The 25,060-nt window shown below is 64.6% G+C and carries 21 protein-coding genes and 1 tRNA gene; 9 read left to right on the plus strand and 13 right to left on the minus strand.

Features of this window, described 5'->3' with window-relative positions; genetic code table 11:
- Positions 1-77 precede the first annotated feature (77 nt).
- Together L858_RS0101505 and L858_RS0101510 are read left to right on the plus strand one after the other, a co-directional pair.
- The gene (locus L858_RS0101505; RefSeq protein WP_022681378.1) at positions 78-518 is read left to right on the plus strand and encodes an Hpt domain-containing protein; all 441 of its coding nucleotides are present in this window, start codon (positions 78-80) and stop codon (positions 516-518) included.
- A 51-nt stretch (positions 519-569) separates the two neighbouring features.
- On the plus strand, positions 570-1,556 hold the full coding sequence (locus L858_RS0101510; protein WP_028055677.1) for an LLM class flavin-dependent oxidoreductase: 987 nt from the start codon (positions 570-572) through the stop codon (positions 1,554-1,556).
- 7 nt (positions 1,557-1,563) lie between these two features.
- On the opposite strand, the gene L858_RS0101515 is transcribed toward L858_RS0101510, so the two are convergent.
- Positions 1,564-2,646: an acyltransferase family protein gene (locus L858_RS0101515; RefSeq protein WP_028055678.1), complete on the minus strand. Its 1,083-nt coding sequence runs from the start codon at positions 2,644-2,646 to the stop codon at positions 1,564-1,566.
- A gap of 190 nt (positions 2,647-2,836) precedes the next feature.
- Between L858_RS0101515 and L858_RS0101520 the strand changes: the two genes are divergently transcribed.
- Positions 2,837-4,495, plus strand: a complete 1,659-nt coding sequence (locus tag L858_RS0101520) for an ATP-binding protein (RefSeq protein ID WP_022681381.1) — start codon at positions 2,837-2,839, stop codon at positions 4,493-4,495.
- 76 nt (positions 4,496-4,571) lie between these two features.
- On the opposite strand, the gene L858_RS0101525 is transcribed toward L858_RS0101520, so the two are convergent.
- The 5 genes from L858_RS0101525 to L858_RS0101545 all read right to left on the minus strand — a co-directional run bounded on the left by L858_RS0101525 (position 4,572) and on the right by L858_RS0101545 (position 12,302).
- Positions 4,572-7,271, minus strand: a complete 2,700-nt coding sequence (locus L858_RS0101525) for a valine--tRNA ligase (protein WP_022681382.1) — start codon at positions 7,269-7,271, stop codon at positions 4,572-4,574.
- Positions 7,272-7,313: 42 nt separating this feature from the next.
- On the minus strand, positions 7,314-9,356 hold the full coding sequence (locus L858_RS0101530; RefSeq protein WP_022681383.1) for a S9 family peptidase: 2,043 nt from the start codon (positions 9,354-9,356) through the stop codon (positions 7,314-7,316).
- 213 nt (positions 9,357-9,569) lie between these two features.
- The gene (locus L858_RS0101535) at positions 9,570-10,091 is read right to left on the minus strand and encodes a DUF2497 domain-containing protein (RefSeq protein ID WP_022681384.1); all 522 of its coding nucleotides are present in this window, start codon (positions 10,089-10,091) and stop codon (positions 9,570-9,572) included.
- 71 nt (positions 10,092-10,162) lie between these two features.
- On the minus strand, positions 10,163-11,653 hold the full coding sequence (locus L858_RS0101540) for a TolC family outer membrane protein (RefSeq protein WP_028055679.1): 1,491 nt from the start codon (positions 11,651-11,653) through the stop codon (positions 10,163-10,165).
- Between the two features lie 16 nt (positions 11,654-11,669).
- Positions 11,670-12,302: a protein-L-isoaspartate O-methyltransferase family protein gene (locus L858_RS0101545; RefSeq protein WP_022681386.1), complete on the minus strand. Its 633-nt coding sequence runs from the start codon at positions 12,300-12,302 to the stop codon at positions 11,670-11,672.
- A 189-nt stretch (positions 12,303-12,491) separates the two neighbouring features.
- Between L858_RS0101545 and L858_RS0101555 the strand changes: the two genes are divergently transcribed.
- Positions 12,492-12,565 (plus strand) — tRNA-Cys (locus L858_RS0101555).
- A gap of 22 nt (positions 12,566-12,587) precedes the next feature.
- On the opposite strand, the gene L858_RS0101560 is transcribed toward L858_RS0101555, so the two are convergent.
- Positions 12,588-13,379 carry a sulfite exporter TauE/SafE family protein gene (locus L858_RS0101560; RefSeq protein ID WP_022681388.1) on the minus strand — a complete coding sequence of 264 codons (792 nt, stop codon included), beginning with the start codon at positions 13,377-13,379 and terminating at the stop codon, positions 12,588-12,590.
- A gap of 126 nt (positions 13,380-13,505) precedes the next feature.
- Between L858_RS0101560 and L858_RS0101565 the strand changes: the two genes are divergently transcribed.
- The gene (locus L858_RS0101565) at positions 13,506-14,180 is read left to right on the plus strand and encodes a glutathione S-transferase family protein (protein WP_022681389.1); all 675 of its coding nucleotides are present in this window, start codon (positions 13,506-13,508) and stop codon (positions 14,178-14,180) included.
- A gap of 116 nt (positions 14,181-14,296) precedes the next feature.
- Here L858_RS0101565 and ndk read toward each other — a convergent pair whose 3' ends face one another.
- The 3 genes from ndk to L858_RS0101580 form a co-directional block, all read right to left on the minus strand.
- The gene (gene ndk, locus L858_RS0101570; RefSeq protein ID WP_009820765.1) at positions 14,297-14,719 is read right to left on the minus strand and encodes a nucleoside-diphosphate kinase; all 423 of its coding nucleotides are present in this window, start codon (positions 14,717-14,719) and stop codon (positions 14,297-14,299) included.
- A 93-nt stretch (positions 14,720-14,812) separates the two neighbouring features.
- Positions 14,813-15,250 carry a DNA polymerase III subunit chi gene (locus L858_RS0101575; protein WP_022681390.1) on the minus strand — a complete coding sequence of 146 codons (438 nt, stop codon included), beginning with the start codon at positions 15,248-15,250 and terminating at the stop codon, positions 14,813-14,815.
- Between the two features lie 11 nt (positions 15,251-15,261).
- Positions 15,262-16,707 carry a leucyl aminopeptidase gene (locus L858_RS0101580; RefSeq protein ID WP_022681391.1) on the minus strand — a complete coding sequence of 482 codons (1,446 nt, stop codon included), beginning with the start codon at positions 16,705-16,707 and terminating at the stop codon, positions 15,262-15,264.
- Positions 16,708-16,912: 205 nt separating this feature from the next.
- On the opposite strand from L858_RS0101580, the gene L858_RS0101585 reads away from it, so the two are divergent.
- The 4 genes from L858_RS0101585 (at position 16,913) to rsmA (ending at position 22,485) form a co-directional block, all read left to right on the plus strand.
- Positions 16,913-19,150, plus strand: coding sequence for an LPS-assembly protein LptD (locus tag L858_RS0101585; protein WP_028055680.1), 2,238 nt, complete (start codon positions 16,913-16,915; stop codon positions 19,148-19,150).
- Between the two features lie 87 nt (positions 19,151-19,237).
- Positions 19,238-20,623, plus strand: coding sequence for a peptidylprolyl isomerase (locus L858_RS0101590; protein ID WP_022681393.1), 1,386 nt, complete (start codon positions 19,238-19,240; stop codon positions 20,621-20,623).
- Positions 20,601-21,638 (plus strand): 4-hydroxythreonine-4-phosphate dehydrogenase PdxA, encoded by a 1,038-nt coding sequence (gene pdxA / locus L858_RS0101595; RefSeq protein WP_028055681.1) that lies wholly within the window; start codon positions 20,601-20,603, stop codon positions 21,636-21,638. The genes L858_RS0101590 and pdxA overlap by 23 nt, the downstream gene beginning before the upstream one ends.
- Positions 21,628-22,485: a 16S rRNA (adenine(1518)-N(6)/adenine(1519)-N(6))-dimethyltransferase RsmA gene (rsmA, locus tag L858_RS0101600; RefSeq protein ID WP_022681395.1), complete on the plus strand. Its 858-nt coding sequence runs from the start codon at positions 21,628-21,630 to the stop codon at positions 22,483-22,485. Before pdxA ends, rsmA begins: the two co-directional genes overlap by 11 nt.
- An 81-nt stretch (positions 22,486-22,566) precedes the next feature.
- Here rsmA and L858_RS0101605 read toward each other — a convergent pair whose 3' ends face one another.
- From L858_RS0101605 to L858_RS0101615, 3 genes are all read right to left on the minus strand, one after another.
- On the minus strand, positions 22,567-22,941 hold the full coding sequence (locus L858_RS0101605; protein WP_022681396.1) for a hypothetical protein: 375 nt from the start codon (positions 22,939-22,941) through the stop codon (positions 22,567-22,569).
- A 337-nt stretch (positions 22,942-23,278) separates the two neighbouring features.
- Positions 23,279-23,797: a tetratricopeptide repeat protein gene (locus L858_RS0101610; protein ID WP_028055683.1), complete on the minus strand. Its 519-nt coding sequence runs from the start codon at positions 23,795-23,797 to the stop codon at positions 23,279-23,281.
- Positions 23,798-23,877: 80 nt separating this feature from the next.
- Positions 23,878-25,053 carry an RsmB/NOP family class I SAM-dependent RNA methyltransferase gene (locus L858_RS0101615; protein ID WP_022681399.1) on the minus strand — a complete coding sequence of 392 codons (1,176 nt, stop codon included), beginning with the start codon at positions 25,051-25,053 and terminating at the stop codon, positions 23,878-23,880.
- Between the last annotated feature and the right edge of the window lie 7 nt (positions 25,054-25,060).

Genomic DNA, 25,060 nt, shown 5'->3' on the forward strand with positions numbered 1-25,060 from the left:
CATTCCGTAAAGGCGGCTTAACCGGCTGTTTACGCACGGCTTCTATGATGTGCCGGCAGAACAGGGAGTGTCGCCAGGTGTCATATCAAGAGGCTGAGCTGGTCAACTGGACCGACCTTGCCAAGAGCAGGGCGGAACTGGGCAGCGCCTTCCTCCGGATTCTCGGCTATTTTCGGGAAGATGGGGTGAAGGCGATCACTGCCATCGAAGATGCGATTCGCGCGAGCAACGCGATCGCTTTGGTGACGCCTGCCCACACGCTCAAGGGCGAATCGGCGCAGTTCGGCGCCTACCGCCTCAGCAGCATGGCCGAGACGATCGAGATGGTCGCGCGGCGCTGCGTCGAAACCCGCGAGGGTCCGGACGAATTGATCGAAGTGGTCGTGGCGCTGCGTCCCTGCTTCACGGAAACCTTGGCGCTTCTGGAGCGCGACTCCAACCCCTTGGTGGCACGCCGCCCGACTTCTTTCGGCCGCCGTGCCGACGCGCCGGCACAAGGATTTGGCCGAGCGGTATAATCGCACAACTTCGTATTGAAATGAAACGGGTCGTTCCCCCATATGGCGGGCATGACCCATTTTTCCGTTCTGGACCTCGTCCCCGTCGTTGAAGGCAGCACCGCGCGCGAGGCTCTCGCCCGATCAGTCGATTTCGCGGCGCATGCCGAAGCCTTGGGCTTTCACCGCTACTGGGTAGCGGAGCATCATGGCATGCCGGGGATCGCCTCCGCCGCTACCGCTGTCGTGCTCGCCCATATCGGCCAGGCAACCAGCAGCATTCGTATCGGCGCAGGCGGCATCATGCTGCCAAATCATGCGCCGCTGCTGATCGCTGAGCAGTTCGGCACGTTGGCGGCGCTGTTCCCGGGCCGCGTCGATCTGGGCCTTGGCCGTGCGCCTGGTTCCGATCAACGCGTGGCACAGGCGATGCGCCGCACGCTGGCGAGCGGGCCGGACGAATTTCCGCGCGATGTCATGGAACTTCAAGCCTATTTCGCGGGCGACGAGCGCCTCGGCTTTCAGGCGACACCGGCGGCAGGGGAAGATGTGCCGCTGTGGATTCTCGGCTCCAGCCTTTATGGCGCCCAGTTGGCGGCGGCTCTCGGCCTGCCCTATGCCTTCGCTTCCCATTTCGCGCCCGCCGCGCTGGAGGATGCGATCGCCATCTATCGCCGTGACTTTCGGCCGTCGGCACAGCTCGATCGCCCCTATGTCATGGCCGGCTTCAACGTCTTCGCGGCCGATAGCGCTGAGGAGGCCCTCCTGCTCGCGACATCGATGCAGCAGGCCTTCGTGCGCCTGCGCACGGGTCAGCCCGGCAAGCTGCGCCCACCCGTGCCCGGCTATTTCGAGAGCCTGCCGCCGCAGTTTCAGGCGATGCTGCGCGATGTGCTGAGCGCATCGAGCATCGGCACGCAGGATGATGTCGCGCGCGACCTGTCGGCCTTTATCGAGCGGACCGGCGTGGACGAGCTGATCCTCGGGGGCCAGATCTATGATTTCGAGGCCCGCAAGCGCAGCCTGGAAATCGCGATGGCGGCTGCACGCACGCTCTGAAGCGGCCTCACACCCTCGCGAGCCGCCCGCCGCTCAGTAGCCGTGCCGCACCCGGCGCCGTGCGGTTGAGCAGCGAGCCCAGCAGGACGACGGCGAACAGCACGAGCAGCGGCTGCACGAGCAGATAGGCAGGATAAAGCGGCGACCCCAGCTTTCCGAACACCGTGCCCAACAGTGGCCCGCCGAGCCAGATCAGGATAAGGTGCGAGCAGAAGAACAGAAAGGCATAGGGCTCTATGCGCAGCAACATGCCGCGCGCCGGACTGCCCGCCAAACCCCATGCCAGGCGCCAGAAGAAGAGCGCGGCGGAGACACGCACTGCCAGATCCAGCGCGGCGGCTCCTATGCTCGGCGGTCCGGGCACGGGATGCATCGAGAGGTAAAGCTGCACCGGCATGAGCAGCAGAAACGGCATCGCGGCGGCGAGCCGAGGCAGGGCGATGACCCGGTCGGCCAGCCCCTCCCGCCTTGCGATGATGCCCATGACAAAGAAGAAGAGAATCGACGCGCGCATCAGCACCGGCGGCCCCCAGCCTAGCAGGTGGGAGAGCGCCGCGCCCAGCGCGATCAGCGCCAGCGCGCGCCCCGGCAGCCGGACGAACAGCGGCGCCGCGACCATGCACAGGAACAGGTCGCGCAGGAACGGCATCTGGACGTTGATGTCTGGATTGCGGCTGACGATGAACAGTTCCTCGAACATCCAGTCCGTCGATTGCGGCACTGGGGCCGACAGGCCCAGCGCCCAGGCGGCGCCCGACACGAACAGGATCGCCAGCGCATTCCACAGGATCATCGGCAGCAATATGGTGCGCATCTTGCGGCCGACATGGCGCACCCAATGCTGGGTGTGGGACGAAGCCTCGACCAGCCAGCCCGAAATCAGGCCGAGCAGCGGCACGGCGCTGCGGCCGAAAACCTCCATCAGGCCCCAGCGCAGGCTGTCCTGCGGCGTGCCGCGCAGCACTTCCAGATCATGACCGTTAAGGCCGGTCCAGGCATGGACATAGACCACGCCGACGATGCAGATGACACGGGCTATAGCGATGGCATCGGATCGCCGTGCCGCATCGGCCGTCATAGTCTCTAGCAAACGAGCATCCTGAAATTGTTGATCCTCAACGGCCAAGGTCCGCAAAGGCTCCGCCGCTGATCCCTGACCACGCCGCGCGCGGAAAATCCAGCGCCGAGCGCGGGCACGATAAGCCAAATCTTTACCAGTCGGCTGATATTTCGTTCCATCGTGCCGGAAGCGGGTCCGGCCGAGGGGGACAGGAAGGCTTATGACCCATATGCACGGGGCGGATCATTTCACCGGCGCGGCGCCCGCGATCACCCACGGTGCGGCAGGCGCGATGGGCATGGTGTTCCAGATCGCGGGCTCCAGTTCCCAGCTGATCATCGATGCCAGCCGATCCGCGATCCTCGCACAGGATCCCGACCCCTGCATCGCGATGGCCGGCCAGGTCGGCAGCCAGGTCAAGATGCGCGTCGGCAATGTCTGGCTGATCGCCAGCGTGCGCGCCATGGCGCTCGATCGTCAGGATAGCGCCAGCATCATCGCCGACATCGACTTTCTGGGCGAGGGCGACGAGGAAAAGCTGACCGGCCGCATCTACCGCTTCCGCCGCGGCGTCACCCGCTATCCCTCGCCGGGCACCGAAGTCTATCCGGTTTCCAGCGCCGACATGCAGCAAATCTATTCGGCCGACGATCGCCCGCATGTGCAGATCGGTACGGTCTATCCCACCGCCGACACCCGCGCGGCGCTCTATGTCGATTCCATGCTGGGCAAGCATTTCGCGCTGCTGGGGTCCACGGGCACCGGCAAATCGACCAGCGCGGCACTGATCCTGCACCGCATCTGCGACCTGTCGCCGCAGGGGCATATCGTGATGATCGATCCGCACGGCGAATATGGCGCGGCCTTTCAACAGAATGGCGCGGTATTCGACGTCAACAATCTTGCCCTTCCCTATTGGCTGATGAATTTCGAGGAACATTGCGAGGTGTTCGTCACCTCCGAGGGTTCCGAACGCACAGTCGATAGCGACATTCTCGCCAAATGCCTGCTCGCCGCGCGGTCGAAGAACCGCCTGGCTGAAAGCTTCGGCCGGTTGACGGTGGATTCGCCCATTCCCTATCTGCTGTCCGACCTCACCAACATTCTTCAAAATGAGATGGGCAAGCTCGACAAGGGCACCGGATCGCTGCCCTATATGCGGCTCAAGACCAAGATCGACGAGATCAAGAGCGACCCGCGCTACAGCTTCATGTTCTCCGGCATGTTGGTCGCCGATTCGATGCAGGAATTTCTCGCCAAGATTTTCCGCCTGCCCTCGGGCGGCAAGCCGATCTCGATCATCGATGTGTCTTCCATGCCGTCCGACATCACCTCAGTCGTCGTGTCGGTGCTCTCGCGGCTAGTGTTCGACTATGCGCTTTGGGCGCGCGACGAACCGCAGCGGCCGATCCTGCTCGTCTGCGAGGAAGCGCATCGCTATATCCCCGCGAGCACGAGTGGCGGCGGTCAGGCGGTGCGGCGCATTCTGGAGCGGATCGCGAAGGAAGGCCGCAAATATGGCGTATCGCTGGGTCTCATCACGCAGCGGCCATCGGACCTGGCCGAAGGCGTGCTGTCACAATGCGGCACGATCATTTCGATGCGGCTCAACAACGATCGCGACCAGGCCTTCGTGAAGGCCGCGATGCCGGAAGGGGCGCGCGGCTTCCTCGACTCGATCCCCGCTCTACGCAATCGCGAGGCGATCATCTGCGGCGAAGGCGTCGCCGTGCCGATCCGCGTCGCGCTCGACAATCTGGAGGAAGCGCGTCGCCCAGCGTCGGGCGACCCGAGCTTCACCCAATTGTGGCGCGAGTCAGGCGGAGAGCATGACATACTCGACCGCACCATCACCCGCTGGCGTAATCAGGGGCGGTAAGGGGCGCGACTTTCAACCGGGCAGGCTGTGTTGGAACTGGGCGCCTGCCTCCGCAGGAGCGCCGCATCCCCCAAGGTCAGGCCAACCGCTCAAACGCCGCGTTCAACCTCTCCGCTTCGGCAGCCTTCTCGGCATGATCCTCCCGCGCCTTCGCCACGGCTTCAGGCTTGGCCTTCTCCACAAAGCTGGGGTTCGACAGCCGCCCGGATAGCGAGTCCCGCTCCTTCTCAGCCGCCGCAAGCGCCTTCGCAAGCCGCGCCTTTTCCGCCGCGATGTCGATCACGCCTTCCAGCGGCAGGATGAAGGTCGCTTCATCCACCACAATCTGCGCCGCGCCGCCCTCTACCGTGTCGCCGAAGGAGAGGCTTTCCACCCGCCCCAGCCGCGCGAGCGCCCCGCCTTGGCGATCGATGCGGCGGTGGGTTTCGTCCGCAGCATCCTGCACCACCACCGCCAGCTTCGCGCCCGGGGGCACGTTCAGCTCCGTGCGCGCGGTCCGCATCGCGCTGATCAGGCGGATCAGCCAGTCGATCTCAGCCTGCGCCTCTTGATCGACGGCATAGAGCGCCTGCGGCCAGCGGGCGACGATCAGTTCGCCCGACCGCGTGCCGGTGAGATTCCACAGCTCTTCGGTGATGAACGGCATGAAGGGATGCAGCATGACGAGGATCTGGTCGAACGCCCAGCCGGCAACCGCCTTCGTCTCCTCATCCATCTGGCCCTTGGTCAGTTCGATATACCAGTCGCAAAACTGGTCCCAAACGAAATGGTAAATCGCGTTCGCTGCCGCATCGAAGCGCAGCTCGGTCATGGCGGTGTCGATCGCCTGCACGGTCGCGACCGTCTCGGCGATGATCCAGCGGTTGACCGGCGCCTGCGCATGCGGCGCCTCATGCTGGGTCGAGGCGGTGACGCCGTTCGCTTGCAGGAAGCGCGCCGCGTTCCACAGCTTGGTCGCGAAGTTGCGATAGCCCTCGACGCGCTTCTCATCCATCTTCACGTCGCGGCCCTGGCTCTCCATCGCCGCCATGAAGAAGCGCAGCGCATCCGCGCCGAACTTGTCGATCAGGCCGAGCGGATCGACGACATTGCCCTTCGACTTGGACATTTTCTGCCCATCCGCAGCGCGCACGAGCCCATGCAGGTAGAGCTTGCGCCAGGGCACGTCGCCCATGAACTCCAGCCCCTGCATCGCCATCCGCGCATCCCAGAAGAACAGGATGTCGAAGCCGGAAATCAGCAGGTCATTGGGATAGTGGCGGTCGAGTGTCGCGCTCTGCTCCGGCCAGCCGAGCGTGCCGAAAGGCCATAGCGCGGACGAGAACCAGGTGTCGAGCACGTCGGGGTCGCGGCTCAGCTTCTTGTTACCGGCAAGGGCCTGCGCTTCCTCCTCGCTCTCCGCAACATAGGGATTGCCGTCCTCATCATACCAGGCCGGGATCTGATGCCCCCACCAGAGCTGGCGGGAGACGCACCAGGGCTGGATATTCTCCATCCAGTTGAAGAAGGTCTTTTCCCACGTCTTGGGCACGATTTCGATCCGCCCGTCGCGCACCGCCTGCATCGGTGCCACCGCCAGCTTGGCGGCATCGACATACCATTGGTCGGTGAGCCAGGGCTCGATCACCACGCCCGAACGGTCGCCGAAAGGCGTCTGGATGGTGCGCGGCTCGGCGTCGGAGAAGACCTCCTCACCCTCCTTGTTCTTGGTGACGTGCGGCACCAGCAGGCCAAGCGCCTTCATCTCGGCCACGACCAGCTCGCGCGCGCCGTCCACGCTCTCGCGGCGGAAGCGGTGCAGACCCAGAAAACGGTCGGGGATCAGCCCGTCCGACGTTTGCACCACGTTCGCGTCAGCGTCGAACATGTTGAGCATCTCGGCCGCGCGGAAGCCCGCCCGCTTGCCCACTTCAAAGTCGTTGAAGTCGTGGCCCGGCGTGATCTTGACCGCGCCCGACCCCAGTTCCGGATCGGCATAGTCGTCGCCCACGATCTTGAAGCGGCGCCCGGTGATAGGCTGGAGAATGTCCTTGCCGATCACATCCTTGTAGCGCGGGTCGTCGGGATGCACCGCGACCGCCATGTCGGCCAGCATCGTCTCGGGCCGCGTCGTCGCAACCACGATATGATCCGCCCCGCTTGCCAGGCGAACCCCGTCTGCCAGCGGATAGCGGAAGTGCCAGAAGCCGCCCTTCACTTCCTGCGTCTCGACCTCCAGGTCGGAGATGGCGGAGCGGAAACGCGGGTCCCAGTTCACCAGCCGCTTGTCGCGGTAGAGCAGCCCCCGCTGGTGCAGCTCCACGAACACCTTGATGACCGCGCGCGAAAAGCCCGGGTCCATCGTGAAGCGCTCATTGGCCCAGTCCATCGAGCAACCCAGCCGCCGCAGCTGGCGCGTGATCGCGCCGCCGCTCTCCGCCTTCCATTCCCACACCTTTTCGATGAACTGGTCGCGCGTATAGTTGGTGCGCTTGTCCTGCTGCGCCTCCATCTGCCGCTCGACCACCATCTGCGTGGCGATGCCGGCATGATCGGTGCCGACCACCCACAGCGCATCCTTGCCGCGCAGCCGCTCGTACCGGATCACGATGTCCTGGAGGGTATTGTCCAGCGCATGGCCGATGTGCAGGCTGCCCGTCACGTTCGGCGGCGGGTTCACGATCGTGAAGGGCTCGGCATCCGGCCGTTCCGGGCGGAACAGGCCGTTGCTCTCCCAATGGGCGTACCAGCGGGATTCGATTTCGGCGGGGTCGAAGGTCTTGGGCAGTTCGGTCATGGCAGGGGCCTTAATGCCCCTTCCCCCGCCATTCCAGCGCTTTTACCGCTTCGTCCACCTGTCCAGCCAGCCCAGCGCTTCATCATACCATTGCAGCGAGTTGCGCGGTTTCAAAACCCAGTGATTTTCATCCGGGAAGACCAGCAGCTTGGACGGTATCCCGCGCCGCTGAAGCGCGGTGAACGCCGCCAGCCCCTGCGTATAGGGAATGCGGAAGTCCTTTTCGCTGGTAACGACCAGCATCGGCGTCTTCCATTTCGTCACATGGCTGACCGGGTTCCACTTCTCGAACTCCTGCGCCTGTTCGAAATAAGGACCGCCATGTTCCCATTCGTCGAACCACAGTTCTTCGGTTTCATAGGCCATGGCCCGGGCGTCGAACACGCCGTCATGCTGGACCAGGCATTTGAACCCGTCGGGCCAGTTGCCGGCGATCCAGTTCATCATATAGCCGCCATAACTCGCACCCAGAGCGCAGGCGTTGCCCGCATCGACCTGCGCGTCCTTCGCCGCCGCTGCTGCAAGGCCGAGCTTCAGGTCTTCGAGCGGCTTGCCGCCCCAATCCTTGTTGATGCTGTCGGTGAAGGCCTGCCCGTAGCCGGTGGACCCGTGAAAATCGACCATGACCGCCGCATAGCCATGGGCGGCGAAAGCCTTGGGATTCCACCGATAAGACCAGCTGTCGTTGAAGCTTCCCTGCGGACCGCCATGCACCAGATAGGCGACCGGCAGTCTGCCTGCCCTGCCTCTCGGCTTGACGATCTGCCCCCAAACGGTGTCGCCATTGGCTCCCTTGAAGCTGAAGCGCTGCACCGACACATCATCGACGCCGGCAAGCTTTTCCGCATTGACGCTGGTGAGCCGCTGGGGACGCCCTTTCGAGGGCATCTTCCAGAAATCCGCCGGCGACTGGATATTGTCCAGCGCATAGACGAAGCCGCCCTTGGGCAGCGGCACGACGCCGGCGGCGTGGCCGGTCTGCGTCAGGCGAGTCACCCGGCCCGAGCGCGTATCGATCCGGAAGACGGGGTGATCCAGCACGTCATCCGCCGTGACGAGGATGCTGCCGCCGCCGGCTTCCCACGCGATCGAGCCGATCGACCGATCCCAGCTTTCCGTCAACGCGCGCGTCTCGCCCGTGGCAAGATTGCGCAGCGTCAGCACAAGACGATCGCTCTCATAGCCCGGCCGCTTCATCGCCGCATAGGCCAGCCATTTCCCGTCGGGCGAAACAGAAGGCATCGTGTCGGTCGCATCATTGGCGTCGGTCAGGTTCTGCGGCGGCGCGCTGGCATCTGCCGGAACCGCAAAGATATCAAGATTGGTGGAGAGCGATTCGATCCGGCCCGCCTCGCGCAGAGCGAAGAACAGCGTATTGCCGTCGCTGCTCCAGGCGATCTCCTCCACCCCGCCGAAGGGCTTGGAAGGACTGTCACCGACCAGCGGGCCCATAACGGAAAGGGCAGGTCCGCCACTCAGTGGCATGACGAAAATCTGCGACCGCTGGCCGTCCGCCCATCTGTCCCAGTGCCGCACGAAAAGTTGCTCATAGACGCGGCCGGTCCCGGCACTCGGAGGAGGCGCGGGTTGAACGTCATCCAGGGTCTTGGCGCCGATCGGCCGGTCGGCCCACAGCGCCACGCGCTCGCCGCTTGGGCTCAGCAGAAAACCGGAGATGCCCCCTGGCGGGCGGGTGATCTGCTCAGGGTCGCCTCCCGCCAGCGACACGCGCCAAAGCTGGTCATCGCCGCTGCGGTTCGACAGGAAGTAGAGTGAGGTCCCGTCAGCGGAAAAGGCTGGCGCGCTCTCATTCTTGTCCGGCAGCGAGGCTATCAGACGCGCCTGCTGCCCTGGCTTATCCAGCGCCAGCAGATAAAGATCCGTCCGCCCGCGGTTGCCCGCCAGATCGGTAGTGCGCATCTGATAGGCAAGCCACCGGCCGTCGGGCGACACGGCGGGCGCGGATATGCGGTTGAGGTTGACCATGTCGCTCGGCGTGAATGGCCGGGCCTCCACGGGCATCGCGGAGAGCAGAGCGTGACTGAACGCCGCCGCGCCCAGCCCGATGGACAACAGGAACTTCATGGACCTTCACCCTTAGAAAAGATCGCCCCACGGCTGAACAGCACGGGCAGCATAACGATCAGGGTGTAGGGCCTCGCGCAGCGGCGCGCAAGGATCAACCTCTCCCGCGCAATATTCTAACAAGGAATACGGGGGAGGTTGGTAGCAAGCAGGACAACTCCTGTCCGATAAGCAACAGTCGATAAACCGTCCCGGATCAGACAGGTCCCTCGATCAGCGCCCAGCGATGCGTGAGATTTCCTTCGCCACCATGTCTTCGACCAGCGCCGGCAGGCGAGCGTCGAGCCATTCCTTGAGCATGGGCTTCAGGAGCGAGCGGACAAGGCCGTCCAGCGTGTTATCTTCGCCTTCGCGGGGGGCTACGAGCATGGATGACAGAGCAGACAGAGAGTGCCGTGCAGCGACCTCGCTCTCGACTGACAGGATCGACGTGTCCTCCTCGGCCAACACAGCGCGAGGCGAACGGGATGTCTTGTGCGCGGGCATTGCTTCCTCCACTGCAACCTCGTCTGTCAGTTCCAGAACTTCCTCGGCTGGTGGCTCAGCCGCCGCGTCAGGCTCCACGGGCGTCGCGACGTCCCGTATCGTCTGCGCGACGAAGGCTTTTACGGCAGCCTCGCCACGGGCCCGGCGCGGCTGGGCGGACTGAACGGCTTCCTCGCCTTCTTCGGCGATGATCCGCTTGATGGACGAAAGGATATCTTCCATCGAAGGCTCCTTGCTCATGTCACCCATGATAACCCCAGTTCGAGTTCCCGTTAACACAATCGCCTCACCAAGGAACTCATGCCGAGGTTAACATTGCGTTAAGGCTGCGCCAATGCAGAGTTCACATTGGCATTTTGCGGAGGGGTGTCAACGGTACGCGTGGACTGAAGCTGCGGTGCCGGATCGAAATCCCAGTCGAACCATTTGCCCTTAACCCGCTCATAATTAACCATCGGGTCGTAAAGCGTTCCGTTTTCGAGGTTCAGATCGTCGGCCTCGGCATGGCCCATGGCCGCGAGCAGACTGAAGCCCGCAACATAGGCGTTGCGGCGCGCGGCGACGAGTTGAACCTTCGCGTTCACCGCTTCCTGTTCCGCGTTCAGAATATCCAGGATGGTGCGGCTGCCCACCGAATTTTCCGCGCGCACGCCCTCCAGCGACAGGTTTGCAGCCTCCACCGCGGTCTGGTTAGATTGGATCGTCTGGAGCGACGCCTGCCAGCTTGCATAGGCCGAACGCGTCTGCGCGATCACGCCGCGCTCCACTTCGATCTCCTGCTCCATCGCCTGCGATTCACGCGCCTGGCTTTGCCGCACTTGAGCGGCGGGGCGGCCGCCCTGATAAAGCGGAATTGTCAGCGTCGCGCCAGCTACAGCCTGCTTATTGCTCTGCTCATCATCCTGAACGTCGGGAAGCCCGGCCCCGGGAGAGGTACGCAAGGACCCCAGAAAATGTGTATAACTGCCCTGCGCAAATCCGGAAACCGTGGGCAGCACGCCTGCCTTCGCCACCCGCACGTCATAGCGTGCCGCTTCGCGTCGCTTCTTTGCAGACAGGATGTCGGGATTGTCGGTCAACGCCGTCTGCACTGCCAGCTCAGGGGAGGCCGGCAGGCCCGGCAATGCTGGCGGCGGCTGGAGATCATCGGGCGGCGTTCCGACCAGCGCGACATAATTTTCCCGACTGGCGATCAAGTTCGCCTCCGCCGTCTGGAGATCGGAGCGCGCCAAGGCCAGGCGCGACTGCGACTGAGCGACATCGGTTCGGGTCAGGTCGCCCACCTCGAACCTGTCGTTCGTGGCCTGGAGGTTGACCTCCAGCACATTCACATTCGCCCTGTTCAGCGACACGATCGCGCCGTCACGGATAACGTCCATGTAGGCGGCGACCACCTGCGAGAAGATGGAAGCCTCTGTGCCGCGGAGGTCAGCCCGGCTCGCTTCCGATCGCACCTTGGCGGCCTTCACGCCGTTCCGCACAGCTCCGCCTTGATAGATAGGCACGTTGATTGTCGCGGTGCCGTTGGCCTGCCGGTCCGGGGCCAGAAAAGCGCGCGTTGGCTTTACAAGCTGTTCCTGATACTGCCCCTCGACATTGGCGCTGGGCCGGCCCGCAGCCTTCTGGATCGGCACATTCTCGTCGGTTGCCCGCTGACCCGCGCGGGCGCCCGTCAGCGTGGGGTTGTGGCGATAGGCCTTCGCTAGCGCGCCCTGCAACGTTTCCGCAGAGACAGCTCCGCCAAGCGAGGACGACAGCAACAGCAGCACCGTGACGGCGGAGCGCCGAAAAACTCTGTGCCTTGCCGTCATCATCCCCCTCGATCTGCTAGAATGTGAAGCGCTGAGGCGCCGAGAATCCGGGCAGCAGGACCAGTTCCAGATCGGCGAGGCGGGACAGGCCGAGCGCTCCGCCGACCACGCGGCCGCTGCAGAGACGCGTGACGCCACCCTCGACAATACCGGTCACGACCCGTGCTCCATCAACAAGCTGCTGAACGAGCGTGGCGGGAACTTCCTCTATGGCGCCATCGACAAACAGCACGTCGTAGGGCGCCCCTTCGGGAGCACCGGCGCTCAACGGCCCACGCACCAGAGTGGCGTTGGCTCCGACGAGTTCCGGCCCGCCTTCTTCCTCGACAGCCGTGACCTGCGCGCCCATCGCGGAGAGCAGCGCCGCGGCATAGCCCGTCGCCGCGCCGATCAGCAGAACCCGGTCGCCCGGCGCGATCTGCGCTTCCTTGAGCAGGCGTCCTGTGGCGAGCGGCGGATTGAGCGAGCGGCCATTGCCCAAGGGGATGGAGCGATCGACATAGGCCATCGCGCGCCGTTCCGCAGGAACGAAATCCTCCCGCGCCACATGCGCCATCGCGCCGATCACACGACGGTCGTCCACGTCGCTCGTGCGAAGCTGGCTTTCGACCATGGCGGCCCGCATCGATGAAAAATTCTGCTCGGTCACGACAATTCCCCGAATGGCATAGCTGTGTTAAGAAGGCAATACAGCACCAAGATTACCGGACCTCTAAATCAGCCGACCTGCCACGCCAAGCGGCTTTGCGCGCGTGATCGTCAAAATCTTGGGCAGCGAGGCGCAGGCGCGCTTGACTTTGCGCCAAAAGCCGCACATTTGCGGCGTCCCACTTGTCGAGGCCCGATGGCGGAGTGGTGACGCAGAGGACTGCAAATCCTTGCACGCCGGTTCGATTCCGGCTCGGGCCTCCACCTCTCTCCCCGACCGGCGCGGTCACATGATGAGCCGCCATCCCACGACCACCAGCACGGCGGCAAGTAAGGGCTGAAGCAGGCGGTCCGACGCGCGTGTCGCCAGCAGGGAACCGATCAGGATCCCCGGCAGCGATCCCGCCAGCAGATTGGCAAGCAGCAACGGATTGACGTTTCCGATCCACAGATGCCCAAGGCCGGCGACCAGGGTCAGCGGCACGGCATGGACGATATCTGTCGCCACCAGCCGCTGCATCCGCATGCGGAAGGGATAGAGGGCGAGCAGCATGGTCGCGCCGATCGCGCCCGCGCCGATGGAGGTCAACGTCACCATGGCGCCCAGAAGCGCGCCGGCCGCGACGGTCAGGGCCGGCTGCCATCGCGTGAAGCGGCTCGCCGTCTCCACGCGCGCAGTAAGCGCCCACCGATGAAAGCGGCCGCGCAGCAGCGTGGCACCGGCCGTCAGGATCAGCACGACGCCCAAGGCCGTGGTGACGATGCCGCCCTTGATCTGGGTCATGTGCATCTGGGAAACGATCAAGAGCACGATCAGGGCTGCTGGAATGCTGCCCATCAGCAGCCGCTTGATGACCATATAGTCGGGGCCGCCATCCGCTCCGCCCTGATGATGATGCACGGCGCCGCCGACTGCCTTGGTGATGGAGGCGAACCACAGGTCGGTACCGACCGCCGTCGCCGGGGCCACGCCGAACAGCAAAATCAGGATCGGCGCCATCAAGGAACCACCCCCAACCCCGGTCATCCCGACCATCACACCGACAAACAGGCCAGCGACCGCGTGCAACCAATCCATAAACCGCCCCGTCTTCTTCTACCCTGTTAGCAGGGGGGACGTTTAGGGCGCAAAGGGGCCGCCAGCCAGCCCCTCTTTTTGGATTCGCCATTTGACCCAGCCGCACCCCGCTCTAAAGATTGGCGCATGATGAAGCTGTTCATTGGCAACAAAGCCTATTCGAGTTGGTCGCTGCGCGGCTGGCTCGCCTGCAAGCTCAGCGGCCTTCCTTTCGAGGAAGTGGTCGTGCCGCTCTATGACGAAGCGTGGGAAAAACGCCGTGAGGGGGACGAGTTCGCCCCGTCATCGGGGAAGGTGCCAATCCTGTGGGACGGCGACGACGTCGTGGTTTGGGACAGCCTCGCGATCATCGAATATCTGAACGAGAAATGCGGCGGCGACAAATTCTGGCCTGCCGACACCGCGGCGCGCGCCATGGCGCGGTCCATGGCGGCGGAAATGCATTCGAGTTTCGCTGCGCTGCGCCGCGAGCACAGCATGAACATCCGCCAGATCTACGCGCCGGTGCCGCCATCCGAAGCGGTGGCGCAGGATATCGGCCGCATCATGCAACTGTGGGCGGAGGCTCGGGCGCGCCACGGTGGCGACGGAGAATATCTGTTCGGCGAGTTCAACGCCGTCGACGTGATGTTCGCCCCGGTGGTGACGCGCTTCATCACCTATCAGCTGCCGGTCGCCCGCTTCGCCGAAGCCTATATGCATGCCGTCATCAATCATCCCTGGATGCAGGAATGGATCGGCGGTGCACAGGCGGAGGAATGGGTGATCGACCGGTTTGAGGCGCCGCCGCAGACGATTTGACTGTTGAGATAGCGCTTATGGAGCGATGGCCTGAGTGATCGATCCTTTGTGGAAAAAAGAAAAGGCCGGTGGAGCATATGCTCCCCGGCCCCTTTCCATGCTTGGCTTGCGGCAGATCAGCCGACGATTTCTTCGGGCTTGAAGAAATAGGCGATCTCGATCGCGGCATTTTCCTCGCTGTCCGAACCATGGACCGAATTGGCCTCGATCGACTCGGCATAGTCCTTGCGGATCGTGCCCTCGTCCGCATTGGCCGGGTTGGTCGCGCCCATGATGTCGCGGTTGCGCTTGACGGCGTCTTCGCCTTCCAGAACCTGCACGACGACCGGACCGGAGATCATGAAGGCGACCAGGTCGGCGAAGAAGGGGCGTTCCTTGTGAACGGCGTAGAAACCCTCCGCCTGTTCGCGGCTCATGCGGATGCGCTTCGAAGCCACGACCCGCAGGCCCGCCTCCTCCAGCTTCTTGGTCACTGCGCCGGTCAGGTTGCGACGAGTCGCATCGGGCTTGATGATCGAAAAGGTGCGGGTCACGGCCATAAGGCTCAAAAGCTCCAAATTGTTTTGGGATCAAGTGGCGCGGCCTTTAGACCGGGCTCGCCCCCGCTGCAAGGGGGCGTCCGTCGCGGCGCGCTAAGGGCCCTGCACCCATTTGCGGCCTTCCTGCCGCCAAAAGCGCGGGGTCACGCCTTCTCGTCTGGCGAGCGCCCGCCAGCTTTCCCGCGCGCCATCGATGGTGACAGCGTCGAAGAAGTAGAAGGCGCGCTCGAACGCCAGCGCTTCCTCCCGCCATAGCCCATCCGCCAAAGCGACGTGCCGTGCACCGTTGGCGGCAGCGCATTCCTTGGCGAGCAGAACAGGCTGGATCGAACCATCGCCCTCCCCCGCCCGGCCATGCGCCAGAAAACTCTCCGGCGGCCCGGCCCAAAGACCAGCGGAAATGCGGTCCAGCTGCTCGGGCTCGCCGGTCACCACCAGCAACCGCTCGCCCATGTCGAGAATGCGGCCCGCAATCGCGGGCAGCACCTGCTCAACCGGGTCGCGGCTCAACTGGTAGAAATCGACTTGCATCGGCCTGACCGTCAGCCCTCGAACCTGTCGGCGACGAACCGGTCGAGCAGACGCACGCCGTAACCGGTCGCGCCCTTGTCCCAGGTCGCGCCGGGCTTGTCCGCCCACACCATGCCCGCAATGTCGAGATGCGCCCATTTGACGCCCTCATCGACAAAGCGCTTGATGAACTGCGCGGCGGTGATCGACCCGGCAAAGCGCGGGCCGACATTCTTCATGTCGGCGATCGGGCTGTCGATCAGCTTATTATAGGCGTCGGACAGGGGGAAGCGCCACAGCTGCTCGCCAGCAGCCTTGCCCGCCGTCATCAGATCATCGGCAAGCCCGTCATCATTGGAGAAGATACCCGCATATTCGCTACCGAGCGACACGATCATCGCGCCGGTCAGTGTCGCGAGGTCAACGATAACCTCTGGCGCATAGGTCTTCTGCGCCCAGGTAATGACGTCGCACAGGACCAGCCGCCCTTCCGCATCGGTGTTCAGCACCTCGATGGTCTGGCCGGACATCGAGGTCACGATGTCGCCCGGCCGCTGTGCATTGCCGTCGGGCATATTCTCGACCAGGCCGCAGATGCCGACGACGCGCGCCTTCGCCTTGCGCCCGGCCAGCGCCTTCATCGCGCCTGCGACGGCGCCTGCGCCCCCCATGTCCCACTTCATGTCCTCCATGCCGGCGGCAGGCTTGATGGAAATGCCTCCCGTGTCGAAGGTCACGCCCTTGCCGACGAACACCACCGGCTTCTGCTGCGCGCCACCAGTACCGTCCCACTCCATGGCGAGCAGGCGCGGCTCGCGTACCGATCCTTGCGCGACGCCCAGCAGCGCGCCCATGCCAAGCTCAGCCATCGCCGCCTTGTCGAGGACGGTGATCTTGACCCCCAGCTGCTCAAGGTGCCGGCAGCGCTCGACGAAGCTTTCGGGATAGAGAATGTTCGCCGGTTCCGACACCAGCTCGCGCGTCAGGGCGACACCCGAGGCGACCGCCGACTGTGCTTCCCAGGCGGCGGCGCCATCAGCGGAGACGAGCGTAATCTTCGCCAGTGTGGGCTTCGCTTTCTCCGGCTGACGCGTACGATAGGTATCGATCCGCCAGCCACGCAGCAGCGCGCCGAGCGCGAGATGCGCCGCCTGCTCGCCCGTAGCGGGGCCGAAGAATTCGACGGCGGCATGGGTCGCGCCGCTATTCGATAGCCGCGCGGTCAGCGCCGCACCTGCCTTTTCAAAGTCCGTGTCGCTGCCGCTACCTGTCCCGATCAGGACGGCGCGTAGCACCTTGCCGCCTTCCTCGGCGAAGCTTTCGAAACTGGAACCCGCCTCACCGGCAAAGCGGGCGGCGCTCGCGCCAGCCGCCAAAGTGGGCGCGGCAGCGAGCGGCAGGGCGTCGAAGCCCCCCTTCGGCACGGCAAAGACCAAGGTGTCGGCATCGGGACGGATCGGGCTGAACGCGATTTCCATCAAGGGTCCTTCATGTCTGGCAAGACGGTAACAGTCTGGGTGAGATAGTGCGGCTTGGCCCGTCTGGCAAAGCCGTTCGACGGATTTTCGGGCAAAAGACTTGGGGCAGACGATTGCGGCGCAGGCAAAGCAATGCGATAGGCGGGAAACAAAGCGCCCCCCAAAGAGGCACGATCCTTTGCATAATTTCCCTTCGTCCCTGCGTCTGAAATCTGCCCTCGCCGCTGGTGCAGCCTGCCTGTCGCTCGCGGCGGCGTCCGGCGCCAAGGCTCAGCAACTGCAGGAGCCGCAGCCGAGCGTCAGTGCGCCCGACGCCCCGGTGCCGGCAAGCGACGATCAGATCGGCTTCGCCGCCGACGCCCTCTCCTATGACAGCAACAGCGAGGTGGTTACGGCCAGCGGCGATGTGCAGCTGCTGCGTGAGGGCAACCGGCTGCGCGCCGACAAGGTGGTGTGGAACCGCACCAGCGGGAAAGTGGAGGCGACGGGCAATGTGTCCGTCACCGACGCTGAAGGCAACGTCGCCTATGGCGACCGCTTCAACGTCACCGATTCCCTCAAGGATGGGGCGGTCGAGAATATGCTGCTCGTCCTGCAATCGGGCGGGCGTCTGGCGGCGGTGCATGGCGACCGGGTGAATGGCATCTATACGCTGCGGAAGGCCGCCTATACCGGCTGCGCTGTCGAGGACAGCGACGGCTGTCCCAAGGAGCCGAGCTGGCAGATCAAGGCGGTGAAGGTCGTCTATGACCCGGTGAAGGCCCGCGTCTACTACACCAACGCCAGCATCGAACTGTTCGGCCTGCCGCTTATCCCGCTACCCGGCTTTTCCCATCCGGTGGGTGAAGGTGGCGGCAGCGGGCTGCTGGTCCCCAATCTGCGCTATGACCGGACCAACGGGTTCGAGGTGGCGCTGCCCTATTATCTGAAGCTCGCGCCTAATCGCGACCTCACCGTCACACCGCATATCTACACTGACACGCTGCCGATGCTGGAGGCGAACTATCGCCACCTGTGGGATCGGGGCGCCTATCAGGTGACCGGTTTTGGCACCTATGGCAGCCGTGTTGCAACCGGCGGCGCCGCTTCGGCAACGCCTGCGGGTTCGGAAAAGGATTTTCGCGGCTATCTGGACGCCAGCGGCGGATTGCAGCTGACCCCGGAATGGAGCGTCAACGGATCGATCCGGGTGGCGAGCGACCGTACCTTCCTGCGCCGCTACGACATCAGCCGCGACGACCGGCTGCGCTCGACCCTTGGCGCGCAGCGGATCGGGGAGAAGAGCTATTTCTCCATCGCAGGCTGGGCGGTGCAGACGCTCCGCACCGGCGATCCGCAGGGGCAGACGCCGATCGCGCTGCCGGTCATCGACTATCGCCTGCGCCTGGCCGACCCGCTGCTGGGCGGGCGCATCCAGTTGCAGGCCAACACGCTCGCCATCACGCGCACCCATGGACAGGATACGCAGCGTGCCTTTGCCGCGTTCGAATGGAACCTGCGCAAGCTGACCGGCATGGGGCAGGAAGTCTCCTTGACCACCTATCTGCGCGGCGACGTCTATCACAGCAGCGACAATCTGCTGACGCAGGTGGCGAGCTATGCCGGCGATCCGGGCTGGAAGGCGCGCGGCATCGCGGCGGCGGCGATCGACGTGCGCTGGCCCTTCATGGGCGAGGCGTTCGGCGGGCTCCAACGTATCGCGCCGCGCGTGCAAATCGTGGCGGCACCCCGGCTCGCCAACCTGTCGGTACCCAACGAAGACGCCCGCGCGATCGATCTGGAGGACAGTAATCTCTTCGCGCTCAACCGTTTCGCGGGATACGACCGGTTCGAGGATTCGACGCGCATCACCTATGGCCTGGAATATGGCTTGTCATTGCCCAACTTCTCGCTGGAGAGCGTGATCGGCCAAAGCTACCGGCTGAACAATCGCGAGAGCATCCTGCCGGACGGCACCGGCCTTTCCGACCGCATGTCCGACATCGTCGGGCGAACGACCGTGCGGTACAGGGACTTCGTCAGCCTCACCCATCGCTTCCGGCTGGACAAGGACAATCTGGCAGTGCGCCGGAACGAGGTCGATGCCACGATCGGCACGCGCAAGACCTATGCGATGGTCGGCTATCTGCGGCTCAACCGCAATGCGGACCAGAATCTGGAGGACTTGCGCGACCGCGAGGAATTGCGGCTGGGCGGACGCGTCCAGTTCGCGCGCTACTGGTCGGTGTTCGGATCGACCGTCATCGACCTCACCGATGCGAAGGAGGACCCGGTGAGCACGGCCGATGGTTATCAGCCCGTTCGCCACCGGCTCGGCATTGCCTATGAGGATGATTGCGTGGCGCTGGGCCTGACCTGGCGGCGCGACTACCTGGTGATCGGCGACGCACGCAGCGGCAACAGCTTTCAGCTACGGCTGGCTTTTCGTAATATTGGCATATAAGGATCAGCCGGCTCGCCTGCCGCTCAGCCGCGGTTCAGGCGGGCCGGCGCATGTCGTGCCGACCCGAATTGGAGAGTTTTTCCGACGATGCAGCCTGTCGTTTTTCCCTTTTCCCGCATTGGCAGCGCGACCGTAGAGGGCCTGCGCACCCTGCTCCTGTCTTCGGCGCTGCTGGCGACGGGCGTTGCGGGAACCGCCGCCCAGACGGTTGATGACGACGGCTCCGTCGCTACCCAGCAGCTCAACCTGCCCAAGGATGTGACCGTCTTCGGCAAGAGCGACCCCAACGTCCGCAAGGCGACGGCGATCGTCAACGGCCGGATCATCACCGGCACCGACGTCGATCAACGGCTGGCGCTGATCCTGACCGCCAATGGCGGCAAGGTATCGCCGGAGGAAAAGGAACGGCTGCGCGTTCAGGTGCTGCGCAACCTGATCGATGAAACCCTGCAGATCCAGGAAGCCGCCGCCAACGACATCAAGGTCGACAGGGCCGAGATCGACCAGAGCTATGAGAGGGTCGCGGCCAATTTCCGCCAGTCCCCTGCGCAGTTCGAACAGTATCTGCGGACTCAGGGCAGCTCGTCCGCCAGCATCAAGCGCCAGATCGAAGGCGAGCTGGCGTGGAGCCGCCTGCTCCGCCGCAACATCCAGCCTTTCGTCAACGTGTCGGAGGATGAGGTCAAATCGGTCATCGACCGGATGAACGCGGCCAAGGGCAGCGAGGAATATCGCATCGGCGAGATCTACCTGTCGGCCACGCCCGAAAATCAGGCCCAGATCGTCGCCAACGCGCGCAACATCATCGAGCAGATCAAGCAGGGCGGCAGCTTCGCAGCCTATGCCCGGCAATTTTCCGAAGCGTCGACCGCTGCAGTCGGCGGCGATCTGGGCTGGGTGCGCCCGGGCCAGCTGCCCGACGAACTGGCGAAGGCGGCGACTGAAATGCAGGTCGGCCAGATCGCCGGGCCGATCCCGGTGCCGGGCGGCGTCTCGCTCCTCTATGTCATGGACAAGCGCAAGGTGCTGACCGCCGATCCGCGTGACGCGCTGCTCAGCCTCAAGCAGTTGTCGGTCAGCTTCCCGCCCAACACCACCAAGGAACAGGCCAGCGCCAGGGCGGCGGCGTTCGCTGCGCAGACGAAGACGATCAAGGGCTGCGGCGAAGCGAATGCGCTGGGCGCCAGGATCGGCGCCGATGTGGTCGACAACGACAATGTGAAGCTGCGCGACCTGCCGCCGCAGTTGCAGGATATCCTGCTCGGCCTTCAGGTCGGCCAGGCGACGCCGCCCTTCGGCTCCATTTCCGATGGCGTGCGCGTGCTGGTGGTCTGCGGCCGGGATGAGGCTGGCGCAGCCGCTGCGCCGAACCGTGAGCAGATCATGGCGCAGATGGAGGAAGAACGGGTCAACAAGCGCGCGCGTATCTATTTGCGTGACCTTCGCCGCGATGCCGTCATCGACTATAACTGATTCGGCGGAGCCTCGTGCTGCGCTCGCTCCCTTCGCGATATCGCTGGGCGACCCGGCGGGCATTGGGCCTGAAATCGTCGCCAAAAGCTGGGTGATGCGGGAGGCGCGCGGCCTGCCGCCTTTCTTCGCGGTCGGCGATGCGGCGGCGCTGCGGGCGGTATGGCTGGGGCCGATCGCGACCGTCAGCACGCCCGAGGAAGCGCTCGACGCCTTCGAGACGGCTCTGCCCTGCCTGCAGATTGCCGAGGCGGGCGAGATCGTTCCGGGCATGCCCAGCATCGATGGCGCACGCACGGCCTTTCAGGCGCTGGAGGTGGCGGTCGGCCTCGCGCGGACGGGTTCGGCGGCAGGGATCGTGACCGCGCCTGTCGGCAAGGAGCAGTTGTACGGCGTCGGCTTCACCCATCCAGGACAAACCGAATTCATTGCCGAACGCTGCGGCGTGGCTCCCCACAACGCAGTGATGATGCTGGCTGGCCCCTCGCTCAAGGTCGTGCCGATCACCATCCATATCCCGCTCGCTGAAGTGCCTTCCGCGCTGACCGTTGACCTCATTCGCGCCCGTGCGATCACCACCGCCAGGGGATTGCAGCGCAACTTCGGGATCGGCCGGCCGCGCCTGGTGGTCGCCGGGCTCAACCCGCATGCAGGAGAAGGCGGGGCGTTGGGACGGGAGGAGATTGAGATCATCCAGCCTGCCGTCGAATCGTTGCGGGCGGAAGGCTATGACATCAGCGGACCGTTGGCCGCCGACGGCCTGTTTCATGCCCGCGCCCGTGAAACCTACGACGCGGCGCTCTGCATGTATCATGATCAGGCGCTGATCCCGCTCAAGACCCTGCATTTCGATGAGGGCGTGAATATCACGCTGGGGCTGCCGATCGTGCGCACCTCCCCCGATCATGGCACCGCCTTCGGCATCGCGGGCAAGGATAGCGCCAATCCCGGCGCCATGATGGCGGCGCTCAAGATGGCCGCGGAAGCGACGCGTGCCCGCCTAACCCATGGCTGTTGAGGCGCAGCGGAAGCTTCCCCCGCTGCGCGAAGTCATTGCAGCGCACGGGCTTCAGGCGAGCAAGGCGCTCGGGCAGAATTTCCTGCTCGACGAACAACTGCTCGACCGGATCGCCGCCATACCGGGGTCGCTTTCCGGCCAGCCGGCTTTCGAGGTCGGCCCCGGCCCAGGCGGACTGACGCGAGCGATCCTGCGAGCGGGCGCAAACATTGTCGCGGTCGAACGCGACGACCGCTGCCTGCCCGCGCTCGGCGAACTGGCGGAGGCCTTCCCTGGCCAACTGCGCGTCATTTCGGGCGACGCGATGCAGGTCGATGCCCGCGCCGAGGCTGGCGAGGGCGCGCATATCATCGCCAATCTGCCCTATAATGTCGGTACGGCGCTGCTTATCGGCTGGCTCTCCGCGCCATGGACGCCGCTGCCCTGGTGGTCGACGCTGACGCTCATGTTCCAGATGGAGGTGGCCGAGCGGATTGTGGCAAAGCCAGGCGGCGATCATTATGGCCGCCTAGCCGTGCTCGCCCAATGGCGCAGCGAGCCGCGCATCGCGATGAAGGTGCATCGCAGCGCCTTCACCCCGCCGCCCAAGGTGATGTCGGCCGTCGTGCACATCACGCCGACCGAAGCGCCGGAAGGCGTCGAGCTCAAGCATCTGGAGCGCCTGACGGCGGCCGCCTTCGGTCAACGCCGCAAGATGCTGCGCCAGAGCCTCAAGGGCCTGCCCGGTGCGCTGGATGCGTTGGAGGTCGTCGGGATCGACCCGCAAAGGCGCGCGGAGACTGTCAGCGTAGAGGAATTCGTCGCCGTCGCGCGGGTGCTGGGCGGCGCGGCTCAAGCGCGCGGCTAGAATTTGGGAACTCGCCCGATGTCGGTGAAGGGTGGGGAGCAGACTGTCGGCTTTCGTGCGGACTGGTATCGATTGCTGCCGTTATCGTGCTAGCCACATTCCAAAACCCACCGCGTCTTGATAGGTTTTCGGCATGAAGCCGGGGTGGGTGGCTTCATATTCTGCCCGAAGCAGATCATAAGTTCCGTCTCTACGAAGCGAGGCATCACCCACCGAATAGGCGTCATTTCGCAGCTTTTGCGCTTTGATCCGCCATTCCTCCACCTCATTGGGATCATAGCTGTCATATAGAACCGAGAAGTCTATCGGATCGCAGTGTGGCCTTGGCCCCATACGCCTGCGGTGATCATTGTAGTGGACGATTGTGAACACCGCATCTGGCAACGGAAGAGTGAGTGCCTGCTCTAAAAGGCCAGCCTGCTCATCCTTGTAACTCTGCCTGATGCCGTCTTCCATTTCCTTCTCCGATAGAATTTGCCTGCCAGTATTCCACTGCCTGACTGACATAAGCGGAATGTCGGCTTCGAAACAGCCCGACTTCGCGTTTGGATGGCAATTTTTGGTCGATTGCCGCCCTTCCCCTTTCGTCACCCCGGACCTGATCCGGGGCCCCGCTTTCCTTCAAGACCGCGCCTTGTCCAGGATAGTGAGACTCCGGGTCAAGCCGAGGGTGATGCTTGCCCCGTGTATGTTTTTAGCCGTTTTCAGTTAATAAGCTCGCCAGTACCGTTCCAGCTGAGCCCCTCGACAGACCCAAGACCGACCTGTCGAAGCGCGCGCGCAACGACCTATTTCAAGGCCGTTCAGTCGCCGGCACAGTGGGCGCCGGCACCGGGTCCTTCGCGCTCATGACAGTGGCAGGTGGCCCCTTGGCAATGGCGGCAGCCAACTGCCCCACACCCACACAGCTCGTCTTGCACAGGCTCTGCGCCTGAGCCAGATTCTCCTTGGCCTTGGCGACGGCGCCCTTCTCGACCATCGCCTGCCCCTGTCCTACCAGCGCGGCCACATCATTGGGTTCGAGCAGCAGCGCTTCGCGATAGAGACGGATCGCCTTCCCCTGAAGCCCCTGTGCCCGTGCGACCTGCGCCAGTTCGATATAGGCGCCGCGATTGCGAGGATCGACGGCAAGCGCGCTTTCCAGCGCATCCGTCGCGGCCTGATAATTGCCCGCCTTGCGTGCAGCCTCACCCGCCTTCTGCCATTCGACCGACAGCGGCGCTATCTGCGCATCCGGCCGCTGGGTCAGTCCCACGCTGGACACGGTGGTCAGCAGGACGGCCAGGGCGATCGAAGCAGGGGTAAAACGCATGCACAACTCCAGCCATGTTTCAGGCGCTGATTCAGGCGGGCAAGTCTCGCGATTTTGCGGAGGCTTGTCCATGCCCTCTTTCACGCGGGGCGCCGCAGCCGCGCGAAATAGAAGCCGTCGGTGCCATCATGAGCAGGGGTCAGCAGCCGTCCCTGCCCATGAACCCGGCCGCTTTCCTGCTGGATGGGCTCGGCCTGCCAGCCATCATGCCGTTCCAGAAACGCCTGCATCTGATCGCGGCCCTCCTTGTCGGTCAGCGCGCAGGTAGCATAAACCAGGAGGCCGCGCGGCGCCACCAACGGCGCTGCGAAATCCAATATCCTCGCCTGTTCCGCGACCAGCCGGTCGAGCCGCGCCGGGGTCAGCCGCCAGCGCGCCTCGGGATTGCGGCGCCAGGTGCCCGTCCCCGAACAAGGGGCATCGACCAGCACCACGTCGGCGCGATCGTGCAGGCTCTGCAGCGCGCGCGCCTCATGCCCCTGATCCAGCAGCAGCGTTTCGATGAAAGTCGCCCCTGCTCTTTCAGCGCGTGGAGCAAGCCGGCCGAGCCGGGAGCGGATGGTGTCGGCGGCGATCAGCCTCCCCTCACCCCCCATCGCCGCAGCCAGCGCCAGCGTCTTGCCGCCCGCGCCCGCGCAAAGGTCGATGACGGTCATGCCGGGCTGCACGGCGCAAGCTGTGGAGATGAACTGGCTGCCCGCATCCTGAACCTCGGCAAGCCCCTGCTTCCAGGCCTCGCTCTGCTCCACCGGAAATCCCTCGGCCAAGCGCAGAGCGTCGGGCAGCCCGAAGATCGGCACCGCCTCGGGGAAAAGCGGCGCCACCTGCACAGGGTCGGCCTTCAGGCGGTTGACCCGCAAATCGACCGGCGCCCGGCCCAGCAGCGCCTCGCGCTCAACCGGCACCGCCAGCAACGGCTCCAGCCACGCGGGGACAGCGCCGGCAGCAGCACCGCGCTCATCCTGCGCGATCGGTGCAGGTCCGTGCGCCGAACCGTCGAACAGCGCGCCAAGGTCCGGCCGCTCGCGGGCAAGACCCACCATGGCCTCGCGGCCATCAGCAGGCCGCTCCGCCACGCGCCGGATCGCGTCATAAACATGGTCGCGCACCGCGCGCCGGTCGCGGGATCCGGCATAGCGGCGCTCCTTGAAATAGCGGGCGATCAGCGTGTCCGCCGCCGGGCCGCCATCGCGCGCGGATGCGATGATGGCGTCCAGCAGCTCGATCGCGGCCTGGACCCGCGCGGCCGGCGTCATGCCGCGC

Source organism: Sphingobium bisphenolivorans, assembly GCF_000412635.1.
GTDB classification, from domain to species: domain Bacteria; phylum Pseudomonadota; class Alphaproteobacteria; order Sphingomonadales; family Sphingomonadaceae; genus Sphingobium; species Sphingobium bisphenolivorans.